The sequence below is a fragment of the Weissella sp. MSCH1 genome (assembly GCF_045799135.1).
In the GTDB taxonomy this organism is placed as follows: Bacteria; Bacillota; Bacilli; order Lactobacillales; family Lactobacillaceae; genus Weissella.
Window position 1 is genome coordinate 73,040 of record NZ_JBJMBA010000043.1, and the last position, 16,466, is coordinate 89,505.

General features: G+C 44.0%; 17 protein-coding genes and 1 tRNA gene. 1 reads left to right on the forward strand and 17 read right to left on the reverse strand.

The features are described from left to right. Nucleotides 1-13: 13 nt before the first annotated feature. The 17 genes from ACJ28U_RS08445 to ACJ28U_RS08525 all read right to left on the reverse strand — a co-directional run bounded on the left by ACJ28U_RS08445 (nucleotide 14) and on the right by ACJ28U_RS08525 (nucleotide 15,692). Entirely contained in the window at nucleotides 14-1,471 is a 1,458-nt protein-coding gene (locus tag ACJ28U_RS08445; RefSeq protein WP_407618964.1) for a 6-phospho-beta-glucosidase, read from the reverse strand. A gap of 294 nt (nucleotides 1,472-1,765) precedes the next feature. Beyond that, nucleotides 1,766-2,515 carry an adaptor protein MecA gene (locus ACJ28U_RS08450; protein ID WP_160983801.1) on the reverse strand — a complete coding sequence of 250 codons (750 nt, stop codon included), beginning with the start codon at nucleotides 2,513-2,515 and terminating at the stop codon, nucleotides 1,766-1,768. Nucleotides 2,516-2,740: 225 nt separating this feature from the next. Further along, nucleotides 2,741-3,139, reverse strand: coding sequence for a transcriptional regulator SpxA (gene spxA, locus ACJ28U_RS08455; protein ID WP_010372490.1), 399 nt, complete (start codon nucleotides 3,137-3,139; stop codon nucleotides 2,741-2,743). 342 nt (nucleotides 3,140-3,481) lie between these two features. Further along, entirely contained in the window at nucleotides 3,482-4,594 is a 1,113-nt protein-coding gene (locus ACJ28U_RS08460) for a toxic anion resistance protein (RefSeq protein WP_099087480.1), read from the reverse strand. A 3-nt stretch (nucleotides 4,595-4,597) separates the two neighbouring features. Continuing rightward, nucleotides 4,598-5,374, reverse strand: a complete 777-nt coding sequence (locus ACJ28U_RS08465; RefSeq protein ID WP_407618965.1) for a 5-bromo-4-chloroindolyl phosphate hydrolysis family protein — start codon at nucleotides 5,372-5,374, stop codon at nucleotides 4,598-4,600. Between the two features lie 131 nt (nucleotides 5,375-5,505). Further along, nucleotides 5,506-6,330 (reverse strand): WxL protein peptidoglycan domain-containing protein, encoded by an 825-nt coding sequence (locus ACJ28U_RS08470; RefSeq protein ID WP_407618966.1) that lies wholly within the window; start codon nucleotides 6,328-6,330, stop codon nucleotides 5,506-5,508. A gap of 1 nt (nucleotide 6,331) precedes the next feature. Further along, on the reverse strand, nucleotides 6,332-8,299 hold the full coding sequence (locus tag ACJ28U_RS08475) for a WxL domain-containing protein (protein ID WP_407618967.1): 1,968 nt from the start codon (nucleotides 8,297-8,299) through the stop codon (nucleotides 6,332-6,334). Beyond that, the gene (locus ACJ28U_RS08480) at nucleotides 8,299-9,411 is read right to left on the reverse strand and encodes a DUF916 and DUF3324 domain-containing protein (protein ID WP_407618968.1); all 1,113 of its coding nucleotides are present in this window, start codon (nucleotides 9,409-9,411) and stop codon (nucleotides 8,299-8,301) included. The genes ACJ28U_RS08475 and ACJ28U_RS08480 overlap by 1 nt, the downstream gene beginning before the upstream one ends. A 102-nt stretch (nucleotides 9,412-9,513) precedes the next feature. Beyond that, the gene (locus ACJ28U_RS08485; RefSeq protein ID WP_010372475.1) at nucleotides 9,514-10,245 is read right to left on the reverse strand and encodes a WxL domain-containing protein; all 732 of its coding nucleotides are present in this window, start codon (nucleotides 10,243-10,245) and stop codon (nucleotides 9,514-9,516) included. A gap of 147 nt (nucleotides 10,246-10,392) precedes the next feature. Next, nucleotides 10,393-11,910, reverse strand: coding sequence for a helix-turn-helix domain-containing protein (locus ACJ28U_RS08490; RefSeq protein WP_407618969.1), 1,518 nt, complete (start codon nucleotides 11,908-11,910; stop codon nucleotides 10,393-10,395). Between the two features lie 184 nt (nucleotides 11,911-12,094). Further along, nucleotides 12,095-12,178, reverse strand: a tRNA-Leu gene (locus tag ACJ28U_RS08495). A 55-nt stretch (nucleotides 12,179-12,233) separates the two neighbouring features. Further along, nucleotides 12,234-12,746, reverse strand: coding sequence for an antibiotic biosynthesis monooxygenase (locus ACJ28U_RS08500; protein WP_407618970.1), 513 nt, complete (start codon nucleotides 12,744-12,746; stop codon nucleotides 12,234-12,236). 85 nt (nucleotides 12,747-12,831) lie between these two features. Further along, nucleotides 12,832-13,242, reverse strand: a complete 411-nt coding sequence (locus ACJ28U_RS08505; RefSeq protein ID WP_242440030.1) for an iron-sulfur cluster biosynthesis family protein — start codon at nucleotides 13,240-13,242, stop codon at nucleotides 12,832-12,834. Nucleotides 13,243-13,332: 90 nt separating this feature from the next. After that, a complete protein-coding gene (locus tag ACJ28U_RS08510; protein ID WP_010372463.1) occupies nucleotides 13,333-13,752 on the reverse strand; it encodes a hypothetical protein in 420 nt (139 codons plus the stop codon). A gap of 176 nt (nucleotides 13,753-13,928) precedes the next feature. Continuing rightward, nucleotides 13,929-14,654 (reverse strand): CPBP family intramembrane glutamic endopeptidase, encoded by a 726-nt coding sequence (locus tag ACJ28U_RS08515; protein WP_407618971.1) that lies wholly within the window; start codon nucleotides 14,652-14,654, stop codon nucleotides 13,929-13,931. Between the two features lies 1 nt (nucleotide 14,655). After that, nucleotides 14,656-14,850, reverse strand: a complete 195-nt coding sequence (locus tag ACJ28U_RS08520) for a hypothetical protein (RefSeq protein ID WP_407618972.1) — start codon at nucleotides 14,848-14,850, stop codon at nucleotides 14,656-14,658. A 2-nt stretch (nucleotides 14,851-14,852) separates the two neighbouring features. Further along, nucleotides 14,853-15,692: a Cof-type HAD-IIB family hydrolase gene (locus ACJ28U_RS08525; RefSeq protein WP_407618973.1), complete on the reverse strand. Its 840-nt coding sequence runs from the start codon at nucleotides 15,690-15,692 to the stop codon at nucleotides 14,853-14,855. 179 nt (nucleotides 15,693-15,871) lie between these two features. Between ACJ28U_RS08525 and mscL the strand changes: the two genes are divergently transcribed. Continuing rightward, nucleotides 15,872-16,267: a large conductance mechanosensitive channel protein MscL gene (gene mscL / locus ACJ28U_RS08530; RefSeq protein ID WP_010372453.1), complete on the forward strand. Its 396-nt coding sequence runs from the start codon at nucleotides 15,872-15,874 to the stop codon at nucleotides 16,265-16,267. Nucleotides 16,268-16,466: the final 199 nt, after the last annotated feature.

Genomic DNA, 16,466 nt, shown 5'->3' on the forward strand with positions numbered 1-16,466 from the left:
CCTCTACTTTTCTTTATAGTGTCACACCTTGTGAGGTGATGACTTGCTTATACCACTCAAACGAATCCTTGCGTAAACGTTCTCCGGAACCTTCACCCATATCATCTAAATCAACATACACGTAGCCGTAACGTTTACTCATTTCACCGGTTCCCGCTGAAACAATATCAATTGGGCCCCACGACAAGTATCCAATGACTGGAATACCATCGTTAACGATTGCCTTTTCCATTTCAGCAATATGGGCCTTCAAATAATCAATGCGGTACTGATCATGTACTTGGCCATCAACCACTTCGTCATAGGCCCCAAAACCATTCTCGACGATCATCAACGGCAGACCGGGATACAAATCATTCAATTCGTTCAACGTGTACCGCAGGCCTTGTGGATCAATGGCCCAACCCCAATCTGAAACTTGCACCTCAGGATTTGGCACAATTTCAAAGCCATGCGCATCTTCAAATTCCGTATCACCAGCTGATGTCGCTTTAACAACAAACGAGTTATAGTACGAAATTGCCAGATAATCAACTGTACCGGCTTGTAAGACAACACGATCCTCATCAGTAATGTCCGGACGGAAGCCCGTTCGCTCTGCAAAGGCTTCAAATTCGGCCGGATATGCCCCGCGGACGTGTACATCTGAGAACCAGTCACGCGCTTGACGGGCTTTTTGAACCGCCAAATTATCGGCTGGCTTTGGTGACGCTGGGTATAGTGGCGCCACATTCAACATGCCCCCAATCATAAACTCCGGGTTAATGGCATGACCAATTGCGACCGCTTTCGCACTTGCAACGAGCTCGTAGTGCCCAGCCTGCACCATTGCAGCGAGCTTTTCTTCCGTTGGTGTGCCCGCTGGAAAACGCAGACCTGAATTGGTCCAAATCATGAACTCGCTCATGGCTTCATCAACCAAATTCGCTTGATTTGAAATCTCATTATGCGTCATCCAATATTTCACCTTATCCTGATAACGGTTAAAGACTGTCTCCGCATACGTCACAAAGAAATCAATCACACGCCGATCTGACCAGCCCCCATAAGCTTCAACCAAATGATATGGCATCTCAAAGTGATTTAACGTCACCACCGGTTCAATACCAAGTCGATTCATTTCGTCAAACAAATCATCGTAAAATTGTAGACCTTCTTCATTCGGTTGCGCATCATCACCATTAGGGAAAATACGCGTCCAGGCAATCGATGTTCGAAAGGCCTTAAAGCCCATTTCTGCCATCAACGCCAAATCTGTTTTGTACGACTCATAAAAGTAGATACCGTGATGATTTGGATAATTCAATCCGGCAATCACGCCATCAGTAATTTGACGTGGCTGGTTATGTGCCCCAGCAGTTAAAATGTCTGCAATTGACACGCCCTTACCACCGACATTCCAGGCTCCTTCGGCTTGGTGCGCAGCAATGGCACCACCCCACAAGAAGTCACTATCTAATTTAAGTCCCATGTTATCCCCCGTACGCATTTTTTAGATCAACAAAGCCGGCTGTCAGAATAGTGCGTACCGCCCGCTTCGTTGTAACAACTATATTACAGTTATATTTTGTAAAAGTTTCGAATAATGAGAACTATATGTGAAAGTGGCGGGTTCTAGTCTGTGAATAAGGTGGGAGTATTTACAAAAATCAGGCTTTTCACTCGGGCAATGAAAGCGTTTTCATTTTCTAGCGATTTTGATTATCTCTGCACGAAAAAAGCCGAACCGACATTTCCGTCGATCCGGCTTTTATTAAAAACACTATTACTTAAAAAATGACAAAACCTGCGTTAAACCATTCTCACCAAAAATTGTGCGACCATGTTCAGCAAGCACTTCAGCCGCCACTGGCGTAACTTCACCGTATTCGCGAGCCACAGCCGTAATATCTTGGACGCCAGCCTGTGAAACTGACTCATCAAATGACAACTCGACATAATAGTCCTTGTTGTATTCGATCACCTTTGAGTCACCAACTTCTTCTTGCATCATCTTTGCAAATTGGATAATTGCTTCAAAGTCCTTAAACTTCAAAATAACTTGACGACGACCTTGCTTATCACGCGCCAATTCGCGTGCTGCATTAACCATCTGGTCGGCAGCCCGTGACTCAGCCGCGGCACGTTGCTGACGAGCTTGTGGCTTTTTCTTAGCCCCATCTCCATCATTATCTAACAATTGCTCTAATAAGCTATCAGAAACATCATCGTTTACATCACCAGCATCACGATTGCCAAACATTGAGTTGATAACGCCATCCATCATGGCCTTATCCCCAATATTCTTAGAGATGAACAACTCCAAGCCGTTACGGTTTGGCAATACTTGGAAGGTAACCGCCTCATTATTTTCGAAATCATGCTCAACATCAACTTCTTCCAAGATATTGTAGAAGAAACGTTCAATTTCTTCTTGGTTGCCCAGCAAGTCAATCACTGAAATACTGCGCTCAGCGAGATCATCGTTGGTCACCACCACTCGAATTGTATCCTCGTTAATGCGTTCCATTTCCATTATGGGCACCCCTTTCCTTCCCAGTCTGCGGGAATCTAGCTTTGCTTACTATTATACCAAATTTCCGAAATAATAGTCGATATATTAGCATTAACCACGTACGTTCAGGGTGTGCTAACCCACCCGTTATGTTTCCTACCGCACCCCAGTATAAACGAACGTGACATGATGGGGTAAAAAAAGACCATCGGAATGGCCCTTTTATGTATGGTGGATATGTTTGCTTTACAGGTCAGCCAAAGCTGTTGCTCGGGCCAACTCAGCTTGTCGCACCTCGTGTGGCAAGAATCGACGAATCTCGTCTTCGTTATACCCAACCTGCATCCGCTTCTCATCGATCATCAAGGGACGCTTGAGCAAGGCTGGTTGCTTTTGAATCATTTCAATTAGTTCACCCAACGATAAGTCGTCCAATGAAATATCTAATTCAGAAAAAAGTTTTGACCGCGTTGAGATAATTTCTTCGGTACCATCTTCCGTCATGCGCAAGATGTTCTTAATCTCATCTCGTGTCAATGGCTCTTTGAAGACATTACGCTCTTTATAGGGAATTGCGTTTGCTTCTAGCCAGGCACGCGCTTTGCGGCATGATGTACAACTAGGTGATGTATATAACGTGACCATATTTGCCCCCTTTCGGCTGCTACGGTGTTACTGCTACCTATGGCTACAATTATAGCCGTCTAGTTGTGAACATGTAACCCCTATTTTTACGAAAAATTGCGAATAAATTACAGTGCTATGACAGTCACAATGTGCTGTCCATGACCAATTATTAAAAATAGATTAAGAAAAATCCATGTCAAGTCCAACAGCTTTTATAGCAAGTTATTACGATTTATCTAGGCCTTAATATGCAGATTATATCGTGTCAAATATTTTGCTTATACAACCTAGCTATTAAAATATTTTATGAATAGCCTATGAAAAAAGCTGGCCGATTGTCATATTCGGTCAGCTTTTTTATTAATTCACATTCTTACGTGGTGCCGATTCGTCAGCCATTGCCAGGAGTTTTTGCTTTAATTCCGTTTCCATTTCCTGCATCTTCACTTCTGCATCGGCCCGCTTCTGACGGCCATCACGCTGAATTTGCATGGTCTCTTCAATGGTTTCGATCAAATTAGCTTGGGTATTTTGTAAGGTTTCAATATCAATAACCCCACGTTCGTTTTCCTTCGCAGTTTCAACGGCACTTTGTTTCAACATCTCGGAATTTGCTTGTAGCAACTGATTAGTCGTATCTGCAACCGCGCGTTGAGCCGCCACAGCATTCTTTTGCTTTAACAAAGTTAATGCAATGGCAACTTGGTTCTTCCATAATGGAATAGCTGTTGAAATCGACGATTGAATCTTTTCAGCCAATACTTGGTTGGTTGATTGAATTAAACGAATTTGCGGTGCTTGTTGCAAGGCAACTTGACGCGTTAACTTCAAATCATTGCTGCGCTTTTCCAAACGTTGTTCAAACTGCACCAAATCTTGCACCTTTTGGGCATCTAATTGGTCACCTGACGCTTGCGCAACTTCCCGGGCAGCGGGTAATTCGCGATTACGAACATCACTTAGCTTCATCTCAGCACCCGCAATATAAACATTGAGTTGCTTGAAGAAATCTAAGTTTTGTTGGAACAAACCGTCAAGCATTTTGTTATCAGCTAACAAAGTCTCTTTATGGCGATCAAGTCGCGCCGCAACATTATCAACCTGAGCACCAATCTTCTGATATTTAGCAGTGACTTCATAAATTGACTTCTGAACCCGCTTAAAGACACGTGCAAAGAAACCTTGCTTCTCGGGAATCAATTCGTTGGGATTTGCTTCACTCAAGTTTCCCATCAGTTCTGTCAAAGCATCTCCAATCGGACCGACATCTTGATTCTGCACCCGATCCAAGACACCCTGTGAAAAATCAGTTAAATTCTTTTGGGCGTCAGAACCATAGGTCAAGACAGAATCCGTAGCAGACATGTCAAGGGTTTGCGCCAACTGCAACGCTTTAGCTTTTTCGTCTGATGTTAATGTATCCGTTAATTCCGGCGTGCTTGTTTCAGGTGTTTTTACTAACTCTTCCGTCATGGTTTATTTCCTCATTGTTCGTTTTGCTGTATCCAATTGATCTTGCAAAGATGTAATATCATCACGCGTGATATGGCGATAATCTTGCTGGATTTGGTCGGCTAATTGGCGCAACACATCTCGGGCCGCTGCTAATTGTTGTTTATCAGATTCATCAATCATTTCATGGCTAATAATGTCATGATATGTCATCAAAATCTTTTCCATATTAGGTAGATGTGTATAAACAAAATCGTCTGCATCCGTCAGCTGCGTTGGATCATCAGCAAGTTCTTTGACGACGCCTCGGGCAAAACGAATCACCTCTGTCTCTGACGCAATCTTGCGTAACCCATTTGTTTCTGTTAGCAAGCTTTCGATATGATTAACGCTATCGTTAGTCCGGTTGAAAACCGCTTTAAAAACCGTTAAATCACGCTTATTAAGTCCTTGACCATTAATTTTAAGTTTCGTTTTGGTGGCAGTCGTTAGTTTAGCTGGTATTTTAGCCTGGCCAACTAATACCTGTCGTGCACCAATAACAGCTACCGTCAAAACCACTTGTAACAGCCAACTAACCCCCGAAAAGGACCAAGTTGCTGCAATTAGTGCGAGCGGTAAAATCCAGCGTAGGACCGTTTTAGGCGCCACAAATATTGAAATCAGTAGGCCAGCAGTGAGTGCTGAAGTCGCTGACGCTTGGACGGGCGAAATTGCACCGACACCAATAAACAGCGCCAGAATGGTCAGCCACTTGCCACGCCGTAATTCCTTTTTGGATAGTTTTTCTAAATCAAACATCTTTATTCCCCTCATCGGTTCTAGATTTTATTATACGGCTATTAATATCGCTCTGTATAGCATTTTTACATCGCACCCGTGATATCACAAAAAGCCCTTAGCGACGCACATCGCTAAGGGCTACTCGTTGACTATTTAACTTTAACATTATTCGTAACGGTTTGATGCAGTGTCTTACTAACAAACCGTGTCGTCACCTGATAGTCACCTGGTTGATACGTCTGTTGATCCAGCGTCATGGCTGCCGTGACATTAGGTGCCAATTGCTTACCTTGTACCGCTGCCTGATGTACCACGTGTCCCCTGGCATCCTTCACGGTTTGCGTCACTTTCACCTGATTGACACACTGGTTCGCCTTATTCCTAATACCAATACCAATTTGATGACCAACCGCCCGTGCTTGTAAATTAACCTTAACTACTTTTTTCGTTTGCCCCGTGTGTAGCACAACACCTAAAACGTAGGCATAACGATTGGCTAACATTTGCTGGTGACTGTGTTGCCGCTGCGCCGTTACTTCCTGAAAATGGAGACCACCGGCAATCACACCGTTCCCCATTGTCTTTGGCAACCGTACCTTGACGGTCAAACGACGCGTCTGGCCAGCAGATAATTTAATGCGCTGGGTACTTGTCGCCAATTTATCAAACCCTAGCCGCGGGTTAATTGCCTGACCAACAGTGCGATCATAGACAACATCACCAAGCTGATTTGTCCGCGCTGGTTCAGGAATCATTCGGACCGTTTTCGCTGTTTGCGTTAAATTTTTAATCTGCATTTTCAGGGCAACCACTTCGCCCGGGTGCGTCTGCAAATCATAATAATGCGCCGTTTTATCAAGTTGCGCCTTCATCGGCTGTGGCGTCACAGCAAATGGCAACCCATCTGCCGAAACGGGTTGCGTTAGGAAACCCATGGCCATCGCGACGCCCAATAAAATCATTTGTTTTGTCATGTTACTTATTCCCAACCGTGTCCAATACGGTCCACGTCAAATCTGCCGTGTAGTCACCTTGCTGCGCACTACCACCTGGGATAGCCAACTTGACAGCCTGATCCACATCTCGGCCGTCTGTTTGGCCCAAATCAGATTGGCCACCAAAAACCGCCAACCAAGTACCGGGCACGTTTGCTTGATTTGTCGTCATAATCGTTGCACTTTGACCAAATGCCACCGTTTGCTTATCCACAACGTTTCCCGTCAACTTTCCCGGCGTCGTGGCCATTTTAGCATTTTCAAACGATAATGACGCCCCCTGCAGTGGCTTGCCTGTGGCCTTGTTTTTCAGCTCTGACGTCGCTAGTTGGAGCGTCCAACCACCCGCTTGTGCCCGTAAGTCAGATACTTGCGCGTAAACCGGTGCAATCAATGTACTGTGTGCAGTGTCAGCGAATTTTTGTGCACTCGCAGCATACGTTGTCGCTTGACCTGAAATTTTTTGCTTCCCAAAATCCAAAGTTGAGGCATAGTCGACCGTCAAGATGCCAGATTGCTCCTTACCCACCGGCGTATCCGTTCCCGGAATTAACGGGCTTACCGGCTTGGTATAGTCGGGATCAAACGGATTCAACGGCTTGTTAACCAACGGTGCATAGGTCACGATAATGGTATCTTTATCTCCCAACTTACCAGTAACCGTTGCAATATCTGGCTTATAACCCACGATATCCGGTGAGGTCACACTATAATCATCCCCGTCGTAACCCGACTTTGTGACAGAATCAAAATAGGTTCCCAGTTGCGTCGCATATTGATACTTAATCGTCACCTTGTTTTTCTTTTCATACGTTAAGTCAAAGTGATTCGTATCATCATCACTGTTGGCAATCGTAAACTGTTGATAATTTTTGCGGTTATCACCCGTAAAATCATAGCCATCTACTTTAGGTGCAACATACACAAAATTAGGATCAAATTTGGCAGTCTTACTTGCCGCATCAACATCAGCATCACTTTGCACAACCGTCACCGTATTTCCAACCACTGCCGGCTTCTGGCTAGGATTAAAAACCGGTGCTTTAAAATCACTCGCATCAACCGTCGTTTTGGCGGCGACACCGTTAAAGGTTGCTTGGACGGTTCCATACTTCACGCTAAATGTCTTCATATTGACGGACATAGTCGAAGTTTCATTACCCGTCGAACCAAAAACAGAGAATCCCATATTGCGGGCCACCGTCACTGTTTGCGTCCAGGTTTTACCATAACCCGTTACCGTGATTTTACCAACTACTTGCCGGCCATCACTGGAAACTGATGTCGGTTCCCAAGCAAAGCCGACATCATCACCACCACGACTTAGACTGACGTTTTGCGCTTGGTCATCGCTACCGATGGCTTGCAGTTTACCCGTACTGTCAGTGTGTCGGAAGGACGCATATTGCTTCGAATTAACACCTAGCGACGTGCCGATGTTCGAATCACCCATGTCCGAGTTGTAGTAAAAATCAATTCCCCAGAAAATGGCACTTGAGAATCCAGTCGTCCCGTTCTTACCGATTCCCAAGTACTTATTTGGTGTACCATTCCCCATTTGCGATGGGTCATACGGCGCTAAAATCATACCCAACGCATCTCCGGCTTGACCAAAAATACTATTACCACCAGAACTCGTTTTAAAACCGCCTTTGAAATTGAACGATGATGTCATATCAATCTGATACTTAAAACTCGCTGACCCGTATTGATTAGAACCCCCGTTGGTCAGCTGCGCCCAACCATTCGTAAAACCAGAACTCGTACCACCTGGCAAAAAAGCATTCGTCATTTCATCGACACCAGCATAGTTGGCAGCCGGCTCACCAATTTTAGTTGCCGTTTGTAAATCCTGGACGGTGACAGTTGCCGCCAACGCTGGTGCTGCATAACTCGTCAGCGAGACCGCCAGCGTTGCCAACATGATCTTGATTAGTCCCTTTCTCATTAGTTTTGCTCACTTTCTTCCTCATCATCACGACGGCGCTTCCATAGAATGAACCAGAACACTGTAATCAAAACTGCTAATAGTACAGCCAGCAAACTCCACCAATTAAAGGCATCCTTTGTGACTGTAAAGTCCGCCTTGTTGTATTGTGTTGCCTCTGATCCAGTAATCGTAAATGTCTTTTCAAAATGCCAACGGTGAGCAAACTTCGTTGTCTTCGCGGCATCAGTAAATTGGTAGCCACCCTGATCATCTTTTTGACCATACGCCGTTAAATCTAGGACATACTTGCCCGGCTTCATCGCTGCACCGTTTGCATATGCAATCGCCAGGTCAAAATTTGAATTTGGCGCCATTTGCTGATCAGTATTCGTTTGGGATAATACCGTCTTATCACTGTCAGCCTTTTTAATGATGGCAACGGTTGTAAAGTCGTTAATATACTTTGCCAACGGATTTTGTAAATTAGCCTTAATCACATTACGGGCGTTAACTTGACCAGCAGCCACTGTATGCAACTGCAAACCAGACCGTTGAATTTGATTAAATGTAAACGGTGTGTCTTTTTGTTGTCGCATCAGAACGGCAATTTGGAAGGCATAGACATTTTTCACTGCCATGCCGGCACTTGCTGCCTGGGCATGTTGTTGTGAATCCTTGTCGCGAAAAGTGAAAGCACCCGACGAAATACCCGTTAGACCGGCTTGCGGTACTGTGACATGTGCTGTTACCTCCTTGGTTTCACGTGCCGCTAGCGCCACATCTTGCGGTACCGTAATCATGTCCTGCACCTTTGCTGCTAGCGATGGGTCTAGTTTCTTTTGATCACCCTCGTAATCAACCTCACCACCACCGTTCGTTGTTGCTGTTGTCACATCAGCATTCACCGTGACGGCATGATCCGTATTATTTGTATACTTAAGTTTTAAATCCTGGGTCGCACCTGGATTAACCATCAAATCAAAATAGCCCGCCTTTTTTGCAAGCTGGTTCTCTGGTAATTCTGGTACCACTGAAAAGGTGTAGACGCTTGCCTCTGTCGTCTGACTACCACCAACAAGTAGACCAAGTGTTGCCAACACCGTTAGGCCTAAAATCTTACCAATTTTCATTTTCTCTGTTTCCCCTCTTGATATGTAAAATCCCACAAACGTCATCGTTTGTGGGACTAATGTCTTTTTCGCCAAAACGACGATTCATATATGTGATTTTACCTAGTCAACACTACCGGCTGGACGCTCTGCCAATGTCCACTCCAAGGTTGACGTATATGCCGCTGCTCGCTTTGTCGTCGCACCTGGTACCGCCAATGAGATTGATGAATCTGCTGACTTATCATCCCCAAATCGGTCAACCCACGTTCCTTGACCTTGGTTCGCTGCTGCATCAACAATTGACTTTGATACACCAGGTGTCAACGTGAACTTTGGTGACAACTTGCCTGGTGTTCCCGCCGTTGTGCTTGAGCTGGCAACCAAATTAGCATTGTTAAACGTCATCGTCGCCCCAGTCAAATCATTCTTGCCGTCGTTAAACTGTCCCAATTGCTTAACTGACAAGTTCCAGCCGGCATCAGTTCCACGGTTATCTGTTACTTGTACATAGTTAGAACCCGTGTGCCCATCTGCAAACTTTTGTGCAGCAGCTGTATAAGTTTGATCAGTTGACGCAATCTTTTGTGTGCCAAAATCTAAGCTTGAAGCAAAATCGATTGAAAGTGGTCCAGCTGTACCAGGATTTGGATCCGTTCCATCAGGATTCTCAGGCTTTGAAGGCGCTGGGTTATCTGGATTGTCGGGATCGATTGGTGCCGTTGGATCCGTTGTTGCTTCAAATGTTACCTTTGCGTTACTTGAGTATACGGCTGAGTCAGCAAATGCTGAAGGTGCCAATACACTCAATGCCAATGTAGCCGTCAAAAGTGTTGTTACTGTCTTCTTTGTCATTCTTCTTTCCCCATTCTTCGTGACAAGTACTTTTGTGAAAACGTCCTCCTGTTTTCGACACCTTTATCATAACCGGTGGGGTCTAATTACAAAATGTAATAATTTTTCTCAAAAAAGAAAAAGCGTGCAAATGCACGCTATGACTGGCTATTCGGCGATTCCAAGTTGCTCGAACCGGGTTGCAAACTTCTGCGCTTTCAACTCAGAAAGCCGGGTCCGCAACTGTTCAAGTTCTTTGACATTTGGTAAATGTTGCCAATCAAATCGATATCGACTATCCACATTGGTCAACATGGCATCTGAAATCACCAAATCAACGTCGTCCTCGAATCGATTGGTAAACACAATATTAAACTCTGCCATTCCCGCAATCATTCGCTTCAAAATGACTTCTAATGCCGGACGATAGGTAATATCGATATCGACTTTAATCGGCGGAAAAATGACGGCGGGTTCAAAATGGGCCACAAACGCTGTAAAGAGATAACTAAAAAATAATTCTTCTGCGTCACGAACCGGTTGCTTAACAATCGGCGCTATCTCACGACTGACATTGAGTGCCATCTCAACTAAGACTGGATACATCCGGTAGGCTTCACGTAAATCAAACCGACGGCGATGACCACTATCACGAGCATACAATTCAAATGTCAGGACTGGCGCAAATAGATCACGTTTAATTTTTTCTGCACTCACTGTCGACATTGGCGCATTAAAATATTGCTCATGATACTGACCAATTACACCAACAATGTCGGTCAATCGGCGTTGTAACATCGGTGTCAGGTTGCCGAACCAATCGGTTTCCCCAACAATATTCAACGCGTACAAATAAAATAGGGTTTCACGAGCCTCATCGAAAGCCTGCGCCTCATTAATCGTATCGTGCGTTAATGAGTCAGCAACCATCTTTTGAATTAACGATTGTGTTAACCCATCCATTTGATCATTTGGACGCAAGACATTATCCAAATTGTGCGGATCCACAAAATGCCCGGTACGCACACGTAATGCCGCAATCGTATAGTAAAAACGCAACGCAATTCGTTTTGAATCACGAATATACGACTTTGGCATAATCGCAGCGGCTAACCGATCAATCCCAGCATCTGCTTGGATTTTCAGGGCCTCGCCATACGGAAACTCACGATCACCGAAAAAACGTAACGCGAGTCGATAAAAAAAGACCCGAATGGCCGATTCATCCCCAGTAAAGCGGTACTCATCATCAATGCCAATACCAAGCGGTTCCAGATGTTTCACCACATAGCGCTTAATGTTGCGGGTTGTGCTAACCGTTGTCAGGAAACGTTCCGCAAAATCTTCGTATGACGTAATCGTTTCAAAAAACACTTCTTTAATAAACGTCCAATAAAGTGATTCACGTAAATAGACCAACATCACAGCGTCCGTATTAACGTGACGCGACATCGGCATGTGCAACATTTTATCGTCTTGTTGTACTGACAACAACGGTTCTTCTTCCCCATCGTAAATTGTCATTAAATCTTCAGCTAACTGGTGGGCGACGGTGATGGTTAAATACTTTGACCAACCAAGCGCTTCGCCTACCGTTTTAACTGAAATATCGGCTGTCATTTGCTCTCTCAAAAACGTTAACAGCTCGATTTTTTCATTCTCTTTCTTCTCCAGCATCCACTGCATTACCTGGCATCCTCCCTTAAAATGCCTCATACCACACCTATTATTATATGGGGTTAAGTAATTATCCGCGTGCTTATTTTTTACCATTTTTGCGATTTAGAAAAATAACGTTCGTGTGTGCGACAAACGCAAAATAAAAACCCGTGAAACCCCTAGTATCAAGGGATTTCACGGGTGAGTTTGATGCCGTTGACAGGAATCGAACCTGCACGGGATTGCTCCCACACCGACCTGAACGGTGCGCGTCTGCCAGTTCCGCCACAACGGCATATCAATAACAGTAATAACTATACCAGATTATTAGCCATTATTGAATACCTTTATTAAAAGACTTGCTTTGAGAAAGCTGCAAAACTATATTGTTTGCGCATCAAACCATATAGTGAATTGCTACTCTCATATTGACGTAGTGGGAAATCTTCCTTAGCTTGCCAATTTTCCCAATCGGTCTTCATGTTCCACGTTGACAACATCACAATTTGATGTGAATTATCGTTTCGTTGCAATAAATAAGAACTAATAAAGCCCGGCTCTGTCATGCCTTCTTCATACGCCTTGTAACGTCGAATAAAATTATCGCGCTCCATATCATTTAACGTGATAAACGTGAAATTCATCCAACCACGCAAGTCGCTGGTATCGCCACGTGCGGCCAGAATTTCATACGTAGTTGGCATCGCAAAAATTGACTTCTTATTAGTGGTCTTTTCAAGCAACTGGTAGCGTTCCTTGTCTTCTTCATCTACTGTTAGCAGTAATTTGTGATCAAGGTGTTGGTTGCGGACGTCTTGTAGAACAGTTCGAGACCCAAACGTTACATGTAAATATTCTGTCATATTTTTATCCTCCATGATCGTTCCCCTAGTATAGTTACCATTATAGTCACTTATCATGAAGAATGCGCTGACAAACTATTGTTTTTTAGTGGATTTCGGGTCCATTTTGATTAGCATCGTATGCCGCAATGTCAACGGATGTTGCATCCTTAATTGCCACACTCTCGACCAAACGCCCTTCTTCTACTGAATCCAAAGCCAACCCGCCGAAGTTATTCTTCTTGCGTAATTGCATCTTATCAGCAAGCAACGACTTAGACGTGGCCTTGATATACCAAGTACCTGCATTCGTCTCAACCGGCATGTCAAACCATCGTTGATATGGGGCATCGTTGTTAACAATGTTAATCGTGAAACTGGTTTCCATCGTAATGTCCAACGGATCGTTGTAAGGACTGATGCCGTCTTCAGCCGCTAGTAAAACCACTTGTGTCTTGGGATCAAAATTATTCATCAAACGATTCATCGCATAATCATCTAGTTCAATATACATCATACTTACCTCGACTTTCTATTGTCATCATAGAATATTTATCAGCCTAACTGTGAAAAAAAGGGCCGGCCAACAGTGGCCAGCCCGATTTCATTAGTTGTTACCTTCAGCTTGTTGACGGGCGATGTAGCCACGTGAAGTTGTTTGTGCGAAAGGCCCATTTACCATTTGCATACGCATACGCAAGTTTTGTTGCACGTTTTGGTTAATCGTTTGTGCGACCAATGGTGTGACATCAGCAGGAACTTCTGAGTCTACCTTCGTACGGATTTGACGGATCAATTGGTAGAAGTCCTTACCCTTACGCATCACCAATTCATTTTCAGCAGCCTCGAAAGCGAAGTGTGCGTCATCCGTGTCCTTGTTGTACACAAAGTCCATGAATTGTGATGTCACAGCGTCGTTCTCGTAGTTATCTTCTTCACCTTGCCAAAGGCTTGCCGTCTCCGTCAAGTATGCTTCAACGTCAGCTGGATCGATGTAAACTTCCTTCAAATTAACCATGAATGCCATGTGCAAAATCCTCTTTCGTCCGTTTTTATATTAAATCTACTTACTATTTACAAGTATTAGTTTATCTAATTGTACCGCTTCTTGCACTGAGAAAGGGAGTGCCAAAGACACCTTTTGTGTTGCATTTTCGAAACACCAGGTATATGCAAAAAACGGCATCGGAATGCCGTCTTACCTTAATGATGCAAAGCCATACTAATTAAGCTAATGGCCGCAACACTATTATTCAGCATATGTGTCAGCATTGAATACTGAATCTGCTTGGTCTTCTTGTACACAACCGCCAACGCAATCCCCATAAGTGAATACTGGAGCATTGGTAAAAATTGGAATTGTTGAAAGACGTGAAAGTACCCAAAAAGGACACCAGAAATCACCACATTCAGCCACCACGGTCCATCTTTAAAGAAATAATTTAAGATGACACCACGGAAAATAAGTTCCTCGACCAACGGTGCCACTACAACAGCCAACAGAATGACAAATAATAGTGAGGCACCACCAGCCTTAGCCATTGATTCCAACGCGGCCTGATTCGTTGCCGTCACCCGACCACCCGTAAGTGCATATTGTAACAGACCTGATACAGCCCCAGCTCCTAAGATCATGAGGTAGCCTTTGCCGACCCAACCAATCTTTTCACTTCTAATCGGGTGAAAACCCGTTTTAGGCGCCTTTTTTCGCACCGCAAACAGCATCACTAGCACCGTAATTGTCGTAAATACAGCCACAAAGAACAGCATCAACAGGATTGGTAAGATACTATTTTTTGACACGTGGAACATACTTGCGGCACCACGGTTAGCAAACATTCCTGACACTTGAATGGCAAAATCCAGGATGATACCGGCCACAATCCAAATTAAACCGTTACCGATATTGCTAAGCGTTTCCTTTTTCATGCTAATCGTCATCCTCCTTTTTCGGGCGCAAGGCCATTGTTAAAAGCGTCATCAACACTGTCACCGCCACAAAGGCCAAAATGAACACGATGATTGACAGCCATAGTGGCCACATAAACGTTTTCGCTATGTATGCTAACCCGATGAACAGTACCATGACAACGGCACTGGCACCAACCTGAATCGCTAATCCCATGTCTACTTAAAGTCCTTCAGTACGTATTTTTCAAGAATTTCTGCAATTGCACCTTCATTATTTGTACGCTCGGTGACAACCGCAGCGGCCTCTTGCACCGCTGGAATACCATTGGCAACACTAACCCCCAAGCCAACCGCTGTCAACATTTTGAGGTCGTTGTTATTATCCCCAGCCGCGATAATCTCGTCGCGCTGAATACCCAGTTTTTCGCCAAGCAACAACGAAGCTGCCCCCTTATCAACGCCCTTCGTATTAAATTCAACATACCGTGAAGATGAAAAAGTTGCTTCAACGGCATCCGCACCAACCGCAGCTAGGACTGCATCCCGAATCTGTTCGCGCACCGCTTGATCAGGATGTTCAAAGATAACTTTCATAACAGGCTGTTCGTTCGCTAAGAAAGTCAAATCATCGCTTACCATCAATTCATAAGGAACGCCACGTTCAGCCATGTATTGTTTGTCAGTTGGTGAAATATTGTAAATAAACAATGTGTCAACCGTATAAATATGAACGTCGACCTGATCATTGACTAAACCTGCCCGGAAAATCGACGCAGCTAATTCGCGGTCCATTCCCCGTGTCAAAAGCACTTGATTATCCTTATTTTCTACAATCGCTGCCCCATTATATGAAATCACATACTGACCTGCTTGATCGTACAATCCCAATGTCTTTAACAACTCTTGCACCGAGTTAAACGAACGACCGGTGTTTGGCACGAACTTAAAGCCGTGGGCCACAGCCGTCTTGATTGCCGCCAAATTATCTGCGTGTACTGTACCATCATCGTTTAATAGTGTTTCATCTAAATCAGAAACCAACATTTTGTAAACCATTGTAAATACCCCCTATTATTCCAATAGTCATTGTATCAAAGAACGACCACAATTCGACCGTTTTATTAGAAATATGCCTTTTTCTCAAAATTTTGTTTATGTGGTTAAACGTTATTACTTGCTGTCCCAAATACGGTACAGGTATAATTAACTTACCAAAGAATATAGGAGAGTATATTATGCGTAGTTTTATGAACGAATTCCGTGATTTTATTATGCGCGGAAATGTGATGGATTTGGCAGTCGCCTTCATTATGGGAGCTGCTTTCCAAACTGTTGTTAAGTCAGTTGTTGATGATTTGATTATGCCACTTGTTGGTATCGTAACTGGATCAATTTCATTTTCCGCTATCGTCTGGCACATTGGCTCAGCCGACATCAAGATTGGGGCCTTCATCTCAACTTTGATTACGTTCTTGTTGACAAGCTTTGCTGTCTTCCTCATCTTGAAGGGTGTTCGTAAGGCACAAGCTTTGACAAGCAAGGAAGTTGAAGAAGAAGAGGAAACGGTTCTTGAAACTGAATTGGGCGTTTTGCAAGAAATCCGTGATGCTTTGGCAACAAAGAAGGACTAATTCCGAACGTTGAATTTCGTCACACAATAGACACATACATTTAACTTTAAAACAAACGCCTGTCTACCGCGGTTTGAGCCGGTATGGCAGACGTTTTTTATTTGTCAAGACGTTGATATAATTTCAAAATTTGGCTAAGATAGTTAACAGTAAATCAAACACAATTGCGTGGTTTGATAATAGAAAGATACAAAATTCT

Bases quoted from the DNA above. Each gene is read 5' to 3' on its own strand.
- ACJ28U_RS08445 (WP_407618964.1), bottom strand. From the start codon at position 1,471: ATGGGACTTAAATTAGATAGTGACTTCTTGTGGGGTGGTGCCATTGCT.
- ACJ28U_RS08450 (WP_160983801.1), bottom strand. From the start codon at position 2,515: ATGGAAATGGAACGCATTAACGAGGATACAATTCGAGTGGTGGTGACC.
- spxA (WP_010372490.1), bottom strand. From the start codon at position 3,139: ATGGTCACGTTATATACATCACCTAGTTGTACATCATGCCGCAAAGCG.
- ACJ28U_RS08460 (WP_099087480.1), bottom strand. From the start codon at position 4,594: ATGACGGAAGAGTTAGTAAAAACACCTGAAACAAGCACGCCGGAATTA.
- ACJ28U_RS08465 (WP_407618965.1), bottom strand. From the start codon at position 5,374: ATGTTTGATTTAGAAAAACTATCCAAAAAGGAATTACGGCGTGGCAAG.
- ACJ28U_RS08470 (WP_407618966.1), bottom strand. From the start codon at position 6,330: ATGACAAAACAAATGATTTTATTGGGCGTCGCGATGGCCATGGGTTTC.
- ACJ28U_RS08475 (WP_407618967.1), bottom strand. From the start codon at position 8,299: ATGAGAAAGGGACTAATCAAGATCATGTTGGCAACGCTGGCGGTCTCG.
- ACJ28U_RS08480 (WP_407618968.1), bottom strand. From the start codon at position 9,411: ATGAAAATTGGTAAGATTTTAGGCCTAACGGTGTTGGCAACACTTGGT.
- ACJ28U_RS08485 (WP_010372475.1), bottom strand. From the start codon at position 10,245: ATGACAAAGAAGACAGTAACAACACTTTTGACGGCTACATTGGCATTG.
- ACJ28U_RS08490 (WP_407618969.1), bottom strand. From the start codon at position 11,910: ATGCAGTGGATGCTGGAGAAGAAAGAGAATGAAAAAATCGAGCTGTTA.
- ACJ28U_RS08500 (WP_407618970.1), bottom strand. From the start codon at position 12,746: ATGACAGAATATTTACATGTAACGTTTGGGTCTCGAACTGTTCTACAA.
- ACJ28U_RS08505 (WP_242440030.1), bottom strand. From the start codon at position 13,242: ATGATGTATATTGAACTAGATGATTATGCGATGAATCGTTTGATGAAT.
- ACJ28U_RS08510 (WP_010372463.1), bottom strand. From the start codon at position 13,752: ATGGCATTCATGGTTAATTTGAAGGAAGTTTACATCGATCCAGCTGAC.
- ACJ28U_RS08515 (WP_407618971.1), bottom strand. From the start codon at position 14,654: ATGAAAAAGGAAACGCTTAGCAATATCGGTAACGGTTTAATTTGGATT.
- ACJ28U_RS08520 (WP_407618972.1), bottom strand. From the start codon at position 14,850: ATGGGATTAGCGATTCAGGTTGGTGCCAGTGCCGTTGTCATGGTACTG.
- ACJ28U_RS08525 (WP_407618973.1), bottom strand. From the start codon at position 15,692: ATGGTTTACAAAATGTTGGTTTCTGATTTAGATGAAACACTATTAAAC.
- mscL (WP_010372453.1), top strand. From the start codon at position 15,872: ATGCGTAGTTTTATGAACGAATTCCGTGATTTTATTATGCGCGGAAAT.